Raw genomic sequence first — 14,036 nt, forward strand, 5'->3', positions numbered from 1 at the left:
ATGATCTAGAGGGTGAAGTTAGCTAATGAAACCGATTTATTCGAAAGCCCAGCTGGGCTACATGAAGGCAAAGACACAGTTTGAGAAGCAGGCAGTCATTCTGGAGAAAAAGTTGGAAGATACACGCAAGACTCAGGAGATCTCTCAGGAAGTTATGGAAGGGCTTGTACAGTCCACTGGCTTCCATGATGCGTATAACAATCTGGTTCTGGCTGAGAATGAGTTGATTGAATGGTCTCACACAACGATGAAGCATGAGAAAACGTACCGTGAGAACAGACAACCAATTGACGATATGTATCTGAGATTGAACAGTGATCCAAATATGCGTGCTCAAATCATTGAACTTGCGATGAAGATTAAATAACTTATATTTCCAGAACTGCACCAGAAGCATCCCAATAGGGGTGCTTTTTTATTTTATTTTTTGTGAATTTTGTCGCTTCATAGGTTGAAGTTGCGGGTATAAATAAACGTTGGTAGCACAGACAAACCAGAGATCACCATTCCAGATTCACTGCTGTATCAACGGTTTGAAAAGGTTTTGAATGGCTTCAATACCCGCACTGTACCTATACATAAAAAAAATCAAAACTTTTTTTTGTGCAATCCGCAACTTTTTGAAATCTACTGCGTTTAAAGTGTAGAGTCGAAAACATTGGGCCTGTTACCAAGAATGACCTCGTGAAGAATCTTGTCTATTTTTTAGAAAAAATTGCTTTACGGCACGAGAGACCCATTGTATAATACGTAAGGTAGGATTAGGAAACTACTCTATTTACGTGTGATTCTGCTTTATTAACTAGTTTACAAGTTTCTGTGATATGCTCACAGACATCATTTATATTAACTTGCTCACAACTCTGGAAAGGGGGTGCAACAATATATGAGGAATACGAGCGACCCTATTAAAAAAGAAAATTCAAATGTTATGAACGCCCAAGGAGGAGAAAAAAAGGTTATGAAGAAAATTTTATCCGTAGCATTGTCTACAGCAATGGCATTCTCAATGTTTGCATCTGTAGCATTCGGTGACACAGCAGTTTCCCCGCAACAACAGTTTGATGCATTGAAAGCAAAAGGTATCTTCAACGGTTATCCGGATGGTACAGCAGGTCTTGACAAAGACATGACTCGCGCTGAGTTTGCAAAAGTTATCACTAAATTGCTGGGTCTGAAAGAGATCACTGGAACTCTTTCTTACACTGACAAAAACTACACAGCTAAAAACTGGGCTGTACCTTACATCGAAGCAGTAACTGCTGCTGGTATCATGGAAGGTAAAAACGTTGAGAAGAAAATCTTCGACTTCAACGGTAAAGTGACTGTGTCCGAGATGGCTACAATCCTGACTCGTGCATTGGATCTTGAAATCCCAGCTGAAACAAACAACACTGCTCCAGCTTGGGCTAAAGGTTATGTTCAAGCAGCAATCAACGCTGGTTTGGTTGATGCAAACACTAACTTCACAGCTAACGCTTCCCGTGAATTGCTTGTAGGCGCTGCTTACTCAATTGACCAAGCGCAAAGCTTGAAAGTATCTTCTTACACAGTAACTGAAGGTGGAAAAGTTGTTGAATTCAAAATCAGCGACGGCGAAACTGTAAAAGTTACTTTGGATAAAGCTCTTGAAGCTAACAAAGAAACTGAAGTGAAATTTACTTACAAAGATAAGAACTTCACTGAAAAAGTTACTTATGTTGTAGAAGCTGCAACTAAAGTACAATCCGCTTCTTCTGTTAACTTGAAAGAAGTTGACGTTGCTTTTGACGGTAAAGTAGACAAAGCTACTGCAACTGACAAAAACAACTACACTGTTGATAACAACTCCCGTAAAGTTAAATCTGTAACTTTGTTGGAAGATGGTAAAACAGCTCGCATCTTGTTGGATACAACTTCTGCTGGTGCATTCACACAAGGAACAACTTATAAAGTATCTGTGAAAAGCGTGAAATCTTCTACTGGTACTGTATTGCCACAAGGTGAAGTTTCCTTCACATCTGCTGACAATGTTCTGCCAACAGTAACAGAAGTTAAAGCTCTGGGAACCAAAGCAATCAAGGTTACTTTCTCTGAGCCAATCAAAGCTCCAACAAGCAGCAACTTCCAATTGGATGATAAAGCATTTGTTGGATCTGTAACTTTGGGTGCTAATGAGCGTGAAGTAATCCTGCGTGACTACACAGGAACTATCTCCGCTGGAGATCACAAGTTGACGACTTCTTTGGTTGAAGATTATGCTGGCCTGAAATCTTTGGCAGCAACATCTGACTTCACAGCAGCAGTTGACACTGAAGGTCCTAAAGTGACTGAAATCTCTGCTACTTTGGAAAAAGTAACTGTTACTTTCGATGAAGAAGTAGATCCAAACTCTGTAACTAATGAAAGCTTCTACTGGTTGTCTGGTACAACTAAGAAAACTGGTAAAGCTACACAAATCTCTGGTAATGTATACGAAGTAGACTTCACTGCTAACCGTCTTCCAGGTTACGAAACAAACTTGTTTGTTGATGTGAAAGACTACTCCGGTAATGCAAATGCTACTAAAGAACATAAAGTTACTGCGACAGTTGACCTTGTTCAACCTAAAGTAGTAGACGCAACTTATGGTAGTGACGTGACTGATGAATTGACAGTTCGTTTCGACAAAGCTGTTGACGCTGCAAATATCAAATTCTTCACTGTTAAAAAAGGTAACGATGTAATCCCGGTTAAGAGTGTTTATGCAAAACCAGGTTACGATAACAAAGTATTCAACGTTACATTCTATTCCAAACTTTCCGGTTCTTACAGCTTGAAAGTAGCTGACGTTAAAGACTTCACAGCTTTGAACAATACTTTGGTAACATATGAAGGTACTTTCTTGGCAAGTGATAGTGCTGCTCCTAAACTGGCAGACTTTGGTGGCGTAGATGTTAATCGTTCGGAGCGTAAAGTTGCACTTACATTCGACAGAGAGATTGATCTCGCTACGTTGAACAATCGTGCTAACTATTATGTGAAATTTGTGAAATCCGGATCTTCTGTAGCACAAAACATCTCTCTTCCAACTGATGTACAAGTGAATGTAGCTAACAATGGTAAATCTGTTGTTCTGGTATTCCCACAATACATCGAAGGAACACTTGTTTCGTTCCCAGGATCTGTTCAAGAAGTTAGCATTGCTGGATTGAAATCTAAAACAGGTCAAGCAACATCTTGGATTGAGTCCGGTACTTTGAATGAGTCAATTATTGCTACACCTACAGCAGAACAAAAAGATGCAAGAACAATCGAGTTGACTTTCAGCCAAGCGATTGCTCAAGCTTCTGTGAATGATTTCACTGTATCTGGCAATAACACTGTGAACTCTGTATCAATTGACAATAACAAAGTGACGCTGAAAACATCAGCAGATCTTGCTAACAGCACTAATGTTAACATTTTGAACAATAACAGCATTCAAACTTATGCTGGTCATAAAATTGCTGGAGTTCAGTTGACTACTACTGGAACAGTAGCTCCACGAGTTAAACTTAATTCCGGTGATACTCTTTCACAAAATGACCGAGTAATTGTACTTCCATTTACTGTAGCTCTTGATGACACAGTAGATCCTGCTGGTGTGGCAGCAAACCTTTTGGTTAAACGTGCTGACAAAGCGTCTGATAGCGATGCATTGGTGCCTGTAACTGATTACACAGCGAAAGTTGTAGGTAGTACAGTTGAAATCACTATTAAAGACACTTATTCCAACCCTAGCAATATTGAATATATTGTTAGTGTGAAAGACAATGCAACATTTATTCGCACTACTGATGGTAAGTTTGCTGCTAAATCGGATGCATTCAGAACATCCGCTAATGTAACTTCACCAACAGGTGTTACTACTAGTGCAGTTTCAACTGTTAGAGAAGGCGCTGTTCAAGACAATGGTGCAAAACAAGTAGCAGAATTGACTCTGACAGGAACACCAACTGTTGGTGATGATGTGGTTGTAGTATTCAATGACGGTGCTGCTAAAAGTGTAACTCATACCGTAGCTACTGGTGAGACACTGGCTGATATTGCTACCGATGTTGCTGGTGAATTTGCTACTGCATTGACAACTAACTACGTTGTAACTAACAACGGTGCAAAAGTTGTATTCACAGCTAGAACTGAAGCTGCAAGCAAACCAATTGGTGCTACTGTGACTGGTGCTGCATTGTCTGGTTCTGTACGGACAACGACTGAAGGTAAAGCGCCAGTGACTGCTGCTGCACAACAAGTGAAAATTACTGTAACGAACAAAGCAAACAGAGATGGAAGCAACACAGTGAAGTTCACAGATGGAACAATCACTAAAGAAGTAAAAGTTGATGTTCAAACAACTGATGCTACAACTGATATTGCTGAAAACATCAAAATTGCTTTTGATGGAGAACTGACTGGTTACACAGTAACTCGTACAGCTTCTGATGTAATCTTCACAGCAGATAATGCTGCTGCAAGCAAAACAATCGTAATTACAACTTCTGCTAACTAATCTTATATTAGTTAAGAAAAAGCTTACCCTAATGGGTAAGCTTTTTTCTTTTTTTACAACAACATCGTAACTTCCTTTCCCTCTTAAACGTTTATACTATATAGCAACAAGCAACTTATGGGAGGTTTGGAAGTGGATCATAAAAAGGTCATAACGACTGTGATAACTAGTATATTATTCATCAGTTCAAGTGGAGGTTTAGTAGCTGCTGCTGCAAATACACCAGCTAACTCAGGTATACCTGCTACAAATAACAGCTCAACAACAAAGAAGCAACAGTCTACACCCACGAATAAAGTCGTACATACCCTGGCTAAGGTGCCTGCGGTCAAAGTAACTGCACGGAGTACCGTGAAGCTAACCGACGTCAATATCTTGTCTCAAGACGACGGGAATACGGTGACGTATACACTGACGTATAAAAATAATGACAGTACACCGATGATGATGCTCGATTATTGGAGCAAAGTGAAAACAAAAGGCGGAACAAGCTTCTCTCCGAAACTGATCGCTAAGGATCAGGAGAAAAAGACGGTATCTCCGGGTTCTACGGTGGAGCTCACTTATGTCATGAAGGTTGGACGTGAAGTGAAATTAAGTGATCTGAACTTCCTGATTGTAAAATGGGATTTCAGTAAACCAAATTATGAAAGCACGTTGGGAAAATTCAACGTTCCCGCATCATATAGCATCACTACACCTGTAGGCAAAACCAAGACGGTTCGTCTGAGTGATTCAGCCGTCAAGGTTAAAGTCTCGGGTATTAAAGTGTATCCAGGTGAGAATAAGAAACAATACGTCAAAGTCGGCGTAAACCTGAATAATATCAGTTACAAGTTGTTGGATAATCCAAACATCAAGTGGATTCTACGTACACCGGGAGGTACGAATTATCCGTTGACTCCGGATAAGGATAGTACAGGTGTCAGTATTCAGGCACAGGCCAACAAAACGTTAAATTTAATGGCTTCTTTGCCTACAGCATTGAAACTAGAAAAGTCTGAATTACTTCTTGTGGAAGAACAAGGTGAAGAAAAGACTGCTCTGCCAGTGGCAGCACTACAGCTTCCTGAAGCTAGCCAAACGAATGTAAACGTAGTAGCGAATCAACCGAACATTATCTCGATTGATGGACAACCTGTATCGACTCTATTGGAATCTGCTCGTGTCCGTGGTGAGGATGGAGAGTTCGATCTAACGATGCAGTGGGTCATTAAGAACCAAGGGAAAAAAGAAGTTAAGGTTCCTAAATACGCATTAGAGATCCGTACAGAAGATGGTACTTCCTATCCGATCGAGACGAAGGCACTGGATGATCTGAAGTTGAAGCCAGGTGCAACCAAAACGATCAAGCTGAACTCTACGATCCAAGGGAATGGGGATACCAGCAAAATCAAATTATATGCGATGACACCTATAACCAAAGATGAGAGCAAAGAAGGGGATACGTCTGGCGGAGGCGCGAGTGGCTTTGAGTTCTCCTATCCGGTTGGCATCTATGCTATTCCTGAATCCGTAACAAGTGGAGATGGACTTACAACGGAAACGGTAATTAAGAATAGTAAAGGTACATTCGGTGTATCTGTAGGCTCCTTGCAACGGCTCCCATGGACAGACAGTGATATTATTGCTGCCAAGGTCACCATCCGCAATGCATCGGCCAAAACGGTTCAATTGCCTGAGTTGGAAGCAATGTTTACAATCGATTCTGCACGTATTGATGGAGATACGAAGCTGATTAGCGCGCAAGGGGGCAAGTTGCTTGGTTCTGGCATGGTCACCGAAGCTTATCTCTTGACGAAGATTCCATCCGAACTCAATATGAGCCGTCTGGAATTAACTTTGCAGGAGAAAGTAAGTGAGGAAGAAAAGAACGATTGGATTACTCTTAGTACGTCCGGTTTAATTCAGCCCCTCTCTTATGTAGGCGAAGGGAAAACCTATACTCAAGGAACTGCAGATAAAGAAACAGAGCTGGGCATACGCAGAACATATGTGTATCCGGGATCTTCGTCCGATATTGTATACACTGAATTCGAGATGACGAATAAGTCTCTGCGTCAGAGTGGCCTTGCGAAGTTGGTAGGATACTACAAAACAGCAGATGGTCAATACTACAAAGCAACAGCTAAGCAGGCAAACCGTGTACCAGGACCAGGTCAGAAGAGTATCGTTACGTTCTGGGCCAAAGTGCCGAAGAGTGTAAAAACATTATCTGATATGCGTCTGATTGTAGGTGAAGGGGTTGCTGATAACAAGTTTGTCACCGGTGAAGGTGATGCAACGGCTTATGTTAATGCCATGTCATTTGAAGTACAACCGAAGTCATTATCTGTTCTATCTTCTCTGAATGATATCGACTTGTATCCGTTCAAATTCTCGGGTAGCAATATTAAAGCTTACCTTACAGGTGGAACGGCAGTACAGATCGAGATGATCTACTCTTTAACACAGGAGGAAGCTGTGGATAGTGGAGAGTATGGACACAAGCTGATTCTGTCTCTAACCGATGGGTCAGGTAAAGTGTTTGATAAAGAGATCACACCAGGAACTGATCTGAAAACAGGCATTAACCAGACGCTGAACTGGAGTATTGATGATACGGTATTTGATAAAATACGTGGTGGCTCATATCGCGTAGCCTTGTATGATGTTTTCGAAGGTCAACGAATTCGTCTTGCAGAACAAGGCTATAGTTACGATGTATCCAAACTGCCTAAAGAAGAACCGATCATCCCGGAGTTCCCGGAAGAGGGTTCTAATAATCCCAATAATAATCGGTAATCTGAACGAGAATTAAGATATACTAAAGCTAAGACCTCGCTTCCACATCTGCGGAAGCGAGGTTTTGCTTGTCTCATATCTATTTATTCTCTATAGTTAAAGTTAATAGATTACCAGAGGAGGAAAATGATTCACATGAAACCTTATATGAAAGTATCCCTCGCTGCGCTGGCCATTGGTGTTGGCGTGTGGGTTGGGTCGGTATACAGTAATACAGCCATCGGTGCAGGTACAAGCCAGCCAGGAACAGCGGATGATCCGGTTGTAACAAAGAGTTATGTAGATCAGCAGATTCAACAAGCTTTGGGCGGTAAGATCCCGACAGGAAACGGTAGTACCAATACGGGAACAGACAGCAATGCAGGAAATGGTAACAACACCGGCTCTACAGGAACCGGGAACTCCGGTAGCACAGGTGGAGACACTTCGCTTCCTCCACTGGTGTCAGGTGCTTCTGATGCTGTTGAGATCGTAACGGTGAAGCCGGGTCAACAGCTGATCGGTAAGTCTGGCGCGGAGTTCATTGTACGTAGCGGTAAAGCTGTGATCGTCAGTGAAGGTACGAATGGTGTAGCTGATCTGACGGACGGGATTGACCTGACGAATGGACAGGCAGCGCCGACCAATCACCTGCTCTCTTTTCCAAGGGATGGACGGGGGATCACGGTATTGGAAGGAAACAAATACAGCTTAACTGTAATGGTTCGTGGTGGATATACTCTGAAATAGGATTTGTAGCTGTTAAAGGAATTATTCATTAGTTATACATTTCATTTGCTCAGATTACCCAGTTCTAACAAACATTAATACGGCTAGCCGGCCTTGTTCCTGCTCACTCTATAACTGTTGACAATCAATTAATGGAGGTGCAGGAACCATGGCTAGAAGCAATCGTAAAGTGGTACCCGAAAGTCGTCAAATGCTGGATCAGATGAAGTATGAGATTGCTGCAGAGTTTGGTCTCAATGTGGGTTATGGTGGCAGAGGTTTAGCTGGTGCGGATACAGAATTTGGATCTGAACTGGGTGAAGTAAGTGATCATTCTTATGGGCAATACAAAGGGTGGGGACATCTGACTTCCCGCGAGAATGGATCGGTTGGTGGAGAGATCACCAAAAGGCTAATTCGTCAGGCAGAGCAGCACTTATAAGGCTTTTTCCTTCCCCCAATTCGTTTGACACGTCTTGACAAATACGTTAAGATGGCATTTGAGGTATGCAACCTTTTCCACTAGGGAAAGGTTGATTTTCGTTTGAGGCAATTACCTGAAAAATCCTTATCTTCGGTACTGCGGACTCCGCGTCCTTATTCCTTTTTGGAAAGCTTCGAGGGTACAGTGAACGAATCGCTGTCATGTTTTGTTCGGGCAATCGCCATACTACTAGTTATGGGAGGTTGAAACTTCATGTCTGTTAAAGGCCGGCATCTATTTACATCGGAGTCTGTAACTGAAGGACATCCGGATAAAATCTGCGATCAGATCTCAGACGCCGTATTGGACGCGTTTCTCGCAAACGACCCCAATGCTCGTGTAGCTTGCGAAGTTTCCGTAGCCACAGGCTTAGTGCTTGTCATCGGTGAAATCAGTTCAGCTTCTGAATACGTGGACATTCCGTCCATCGTTCGTAATACAATTAAGGATATTGGCTATACACGTGCCAAGTTCGGTTTTGATTATAACACTTGTGCAGTTCTGACTTCTCTGAATGAGCAGTCCGCTGATATTGCCCAAGGCGTTAACGCAGCGCTCGAGAACCGTGACCCGGAACAAGTCGCTCGTGAAACAGAAAACATTGGTGCAGGTGACCAAGGTCTGATGTTCGGTTTTGCAACGAACGAAACACCAGAACTTATGCCTTTGCCAATCGCTCTGTCACACCGTATCGCACGCCGTCTGGCGGAAGTGCGTAAGAACGGTACATTGGAATATCTTCGTCCGGATGGTAAAACGCAAGTAACGATTGAATACGACGGTGACAAGCCGGTACGTGTGGATACAATCGTTGTGTCTACTCAGCACGCTGAAGAGACTACGCTGGAGCAGATCCAAAAAGACATCAAAGAACATGTAATCTTGCCTGTCGTTCCAGCTGAATTGCTGGATGAGCAGACTAAATATTTCATTAACCCAACAGGACGTTTCGTTATTGGCGGACCTCAGGGAGATGCAGGCCTCACTGGACGTAAAATCATCGTAGATACCTACGGCGGTTATGCACGTCACGGCGGTGGTGCGTTCTCTGGTAAAGATCCAACAAAAGTAGACCGTTCCGCAGCATATGCGGCTCGTTACGTAGCGAAAAACCTTGTAGCTGCAGGACTTGCAGACAAAGTGGAAATCCAGCTCGCTTACGCGATTGGTGTAGCCAACCCGGTATCGATCAACGTGGATACATACGGAACTGGCAAAGTCAGCGACGAGAAATTGGTTGAGCTTGTGCGTAACAACTTCGATCTTCGTCCGGCTGGCATCATTCGTATGCTGGATCTGCGTCGCCCAATCTACAAACAAACTGCTGCATACGGTCACTTCGGCCGTACAGATCTGGATGTACCTTGGGAACAAGTGGACAAAGTAGACCTTTTGAAAACTCAAGCAGGTCTATAAGTTAGGTGCAATAGTAATGAAGCCCTTGATTCCGATAAGGAATTAAGGGCTTTTTTGTGCTTCCATCGATTTCACTGCTTGTCATGGACAAAGGAAAAATTATGGAATAAATCCCCAAATAACTAAATGAAATCCCTTCTCTAACCGAAATACATAATGAGGTCTGTTCATCAGACAAGAGAAGAAATTCAGATAAGGGGGAAGATCAGTGAAATTGAAGAGAATTGCAAGAAAAGGCATACTTGGACTCTTGATCGTCATGCTAATAGCTCAAGGTTGGCTTACGGGTTGGAGAGGAATGGATCAAAGAGCATATGCTGGAGGTGAGTTAACTGCAAACGGAATAGTAAATACAGTTCCTGCGGTGAACGGCAAAAACGTCGATGGATCATCGCCTTTACGTATTGAATTTGCGAGACCCGTTTCAAAAGTAATCGGTCCGGAAAGTAAGATATCCATTAAACGTGTCAACGATGATTCTGAGGTTGTTTCTGTAGACGTATCCAGTGAACTGGTAACGATTGAAAGCACAGGGCCAATCACGAATCCTTCTGTACCTGTGAACGATACCGAACCGTCTACAGGAGAAGATACAGCTTCACCACCACCTGAAGGGAAATTTGTAAGCATCCAAATCCCAAAAGGGAATATTATTCCAGGTGGAACCTATTACGTTCAAATTGATACAAATGCATTTGCTTACACAGATGGTGAGAATCTTACTTTATTTCCAGGATTATTGAACAAAGCGTGGACGTTTAGTACTCAAAATATAGGCTTGCCGGCAGTTACAGGCAAGAGACCCCAGAACGCAGCAGTTCAGGTGAAGCCTTCGGATCATCTGACAATGTCGTTTAGTCTACCGGTTGTTGCTGGAGCAGGCACGCTTCAGATTTATCAAGGGAGCGTAACAGGAACTGCATTTGAAGCAATTCCAATCACGTCTAATGGATCATCCCGTATTTCAGGATTAGGAACTCAGACGATTACGATTGATCCTGTGAAAAATTTTAATAATAATAGTACATATTACATTGTAATACCTGAAGGTTTTTTGCGAGATCAGCAGGGAAATGACATCCGTGGAATCAGCGGCATGGATTGGGGATTCAATGTGCAGTCGGACCCAACTTCCCTGACGGTGTCCACGTTGTCTCCTACCAATGGCACCACGAATGCGCCTTTGTCGGGCAATCTAACGGTGACGTTCAACAAGGAACTGGACCGTAGCTTCCCAGGTCAAGCCATTCTCAAGAAAGCAAATGGAGCAACCGTTGGTTCGACGACAACCTTTAGTTCGAACAACAGACAACTGATTATTACGCCAACAAGCACATTAGAGAATAATACGAATTATGTTGTCGATATTCCTGCCAATACGTTTCGTGATCAAGCAGGTAATACTTTCGCAGGTTTGAATGGGTCTACATCGTGGGCTTTCAAAACCTTAAGCAGAGATACAACATTACCTGTAATTAAGAGTGCCAAGATGCACAGTAACAACACGATTCGTCTAACGTACGACAAGTGGCTTAGCAGCATCAGTCCACTGAGCAGCAGTTATACCGTTACCGTGAATGGAGAGAAGCGAAACGTTAGTTCCACTTATATTTCAGGTGACAGTGTATATGTTGTCTTGGATACGGGTGTAGCGGTAGGACAGGTTGTGCGGATCGCATATGCACCCGGTACTACAGGTAATCGTCTTACAGATCAATCTTCCAATGCTGCGGCTGCTTTTGGCACACGAGATGTGGAGAACGGTTTAGACTCTGTCATGTCCAAGCCGCGAGAAGGGAACGTGTATTACAGTACAATTACGTTGTACTACCCTGAGACGGTATATGTCACTTCAAGTGATGCAGCAAGACAATTCAGTGTAACTGCGGATCAGTATGCTGTAGGCATCAATAGCATATCGATCAATGGTAGCTCTGTGGTGACATTGAATCTTAGTCGATCCATTACGGATGGTGAAGTCGTTCGGGTTGCATACACGCCAGGTTCATGGCCTGTAAAAGATACACGTGGACAGGCACTTGCTGGATTCAGCGGCTTCTATGTCCGCAATTCAATTGATACCAAACCACCTGAGTTTAAGAGTGCTGAGGTGAGTGGTAACAAGTTATGGGTACGTTACAATGAACCACTGACCACGACGAATAAACCGCTCAACAGCCAATATTCTGTTCTGGTCGATGGTAAGCCAGTCTTCGTTAATGATTCCGAGATTGAAAATGATCTGGTCACGTTAACGCTGGCTTCAGCGGTGAAAGATACACAAAATATATCGTTATCATATGTACCTGGAGCATTGCGATTAACGGATCTGAACAATAACCCAGCAGGATATCTCAATCTGACTCCAGTGACGTACACATATGGAAATGGCAAAATCCTATCGGCTACGCTTCAAGGAGACACGGTTCAGATTAATTTCCTTGATTCAATCCAGTCTCAGGCTGCACTAACAGCATCTCAGTTCAGTGTAGTGATTGGTAATTCAACGACAACCGTATTGTCTGCTTCAGCTTCTGGCTCTGTGGTAACGTTGAAATTGGATACTTCAGCAGTAACATCGACAGCTACTCAGACGGGAACGGTGAGTTATGTACCTGGGGCTGTGCCGTTACGGGATGCGTCGAATGTCACGATAACAGCATTTGGTCCACTTACGTTGCAACAGACGAATAATAGTTCGAGCAATAATCAGTCGGGAAATCGTCCTTCCTGGTTGTCGGAATTGGATGCATCGAGCTATGGTCAGTCCTTACTTGTAATGAATAATACTATGGGTTCTGCTGTATCTGCGATGTCACATTATAACCGCCCTACTCGTCAATTCAACGTGGATGCAACCAAGTTGATTCAGTCCTTTGAATACGCTGGAGCAAATGGGAAAATGACTCAGCCGGTGGTATTTGAGATACCGGATAGTGAATCGGCTGCGTATGTTGGATTCCCATTAAGTGCACTGACTCAGATTGCTGCAAGTTATCGTACAGGCTCTATTGGTGTGAAATATGGAGATCTTCTCTGGACGGTGCCACTGTCTAATTTAGATATGGCGGCTATGAGTCGGAGTGTAGGAACGTCAAACACAAGTACAACGACAGGAGCAGCAGTTCCATCCTTATACGTTCAGTTAGAGACGGTACCTGTGTCTTCATCGGGGACGATGGAAGGCTTGATTGCAGGTGCAGGAGCACAGAAGCTTGGCAACTATACGGACGTATATTTGTATGCCGGTAACGGAACAAGCGATCAACGTGTGGATCAGAATATCAAAAGCCAACTGGCCATGCAATTGGCTGCCAATACCCCAAGTGTAACATCCGGATTTACGTATATCGATCCAGTTACGTTTAGGTTATCCAATGTACCTAGTTCCTTTAAAAATACGACAGGTGGTGTAGTTGTCCGAGGACAGCTGAATGGCAATCAGTCGGTAGTCCCTGTTAACAACATCGTTAGTTATCCGGATACGGCGTCACACTGGGCTAGTGAGGTCATTAAGGAGCTCTCTGCCAAATGGATTATTAACACACCGGGTGGTTCATTCTACCGACCGAATGAGAACATTACACGTGCAGAATTTGCTGAATTGGTCGCTAGAGGTCTTGGACTGAATGGAGAACCAACCGCAGCAAGTCGTTTCCAGGATGTTCGTAGTGGTAGTGTGACAAGTGCCTATATCGGTGCTGCAGCTGAAGCGGGAATCATTACGGGAAATACCGATGGTACCTTTAAGCCGGATCGCCCCATTACGCGTGAACAGATGGCACTTATGATGGTACGTGCGATGAACTACGGTGGGAAAACAGTCTCTCTTCAATCTTCGGCTGCTACCACTCTATCCAAGTTCAAGGACAGCAACAAAATCCAGTCCAAGGATTCTGTTGCCAAAGCGGTGCAGGAGGGAATTATTCAAGGCATGACAACCAGAACATTTGAACCTCAGGGAAATGCAACTCGTGCACAGGCAGCAGTAATGTTGAAACGTGTCCTGGATAAGTTAGGATATCTGTAATAGTAATTAGCTCTTTATCTTAGTGAAGCGAAATCGATCAGGGGAATAAGTTCAACTGGTTGGTTTCGCTTCTTTATATTATAAAGTCATAAATTTCATGGATAGAG

The 14,036-nt window shown here is 43.2% G+C and carries 7 protein-coding genes; all 7 read left to right on the plus strand.

What is annotated here, in order from left to right:
• The first annotated feature begins 25 nt into the window (after positions 1-25).
• Positions 26-367, plus strand: coding sequence for a hypothetical protein (locus tag MHI14_RS02905; RefSeq protein WP_036612519.1), 342 nt, complete (start codon positions 26-28; stop codon positions 365-367).
• Between the two features lie 519 nt (positions 368-886).
• Positions 887-4,507, plus strand: coding sequence for an S-layer homology domain-containing protein (locus tag MHI14_RS02910; protein WP_341129855.1), 3,621 nt, complete (start codon positions 887-889; stop codon positions 4,505-4,507).
• 132 nt (positions 4,508-4,639) lie between these two features.
• Complete coding sequence (locus tag MHI14_RS02915; RefSeq protein ID WP_341129856.1) at positions 4,640-7,291, plus strand: hypothetical protein; 2,652 nt, start codon at positions 4,640-4,642, stop codon at positions 7,289-7,291.
• A gap of 135 nt (positions 7,292-7,426) precedes the next feature.
• Positions 7,427-8,020 (plus strand): hypothetical protein, encoded by a 594-nt coding sequence (locus MHI14_RS02920; RefSeq protein ID WP_339298311.1) that lies wholly within the window; start codon positions 7,427-7,429, stop codon positions 8,018-8,020.
• A gap of 148 nt (positions 8,021-8,168) precedes the next feature.
• Positions 8,169-8,441: an alpha/beta-type small acid-soluble spore protein gene (locus tag MHI14_RS02925; RefSeq protein WP_017691962.1), complete on the plus strand. Its 273-nt coding sequence runs from the start codon at positions 8,169-8,171 to the stop codon at positions 8,439-8,441.
• A gap of 255 nt (positions 8,442-8,696) precedes the next feature.
• Complete coding sequence (gene metK / locus MHI14_RS02930; protein WP_315937583.1) at positions 8,697-9,899, plus strand: methionine adenosyltransferase; 1,203 nt, start codon at positions 8,697-8,699, stop codon at positions 9,897-9,899.
• A gap of 208 nt (positions 9,900-10,107) precedes the next feature.
• Entirely contained in the window at positions 10,108-13,929 is a 3,822-nt protein-coding gene (locus tag MHI14_RS02935) for an S-layer homology domain-containing protein (RefSeq protein WP_341129857.1), read from the plus strand.
• Positions 13,930-14,036: the final 107 nt, after the last annotated feature.

Source organism: Paenibacillus sp. FSL K6-2393 (genome assembly GCF_038002545.1).
GTDB lineage: Bacteria > Bacillota > Bacilli > Paenibacillales > Paenibacillaceae > Paenibacillus.

Coding starts and splice junctions, on each gene's coding strand:
- MHI14_RS02905 (WP_036612519.1), top strand. CDS start 26: ATGAAACCGATTTATTCGAAAGCCCAGCTGGGCTACATGAAGGCAAAG.
- MHI14_RS02910 (WP_341129855.1), top strand. CDS start 887: ATGAGGAATACGAGCGACCCTATTAAAAAAGAAAATTCAAATGTTATG.
- MHI14_RS02920 (WP_339298311.1), top strand. CDS start 7,427: ATGAAACCTTATATGAAAGTATCCCTCGCTGCGCTGGCCATTGGTGTT.
- MHI14_RS02925 (WP_017691962.1), top strand. CDS start 8,169: ATGGCTAGAAGCAATCGTAAAGTGGTACCCGAAAGTCGTCAAATGCTG.
- metK (WP_315937583.1), top strand. CDS start 8,697: ATGTCTGTTAAAGGCCGGCATCTATTTACATCGGAGTCTGTAACTGAA.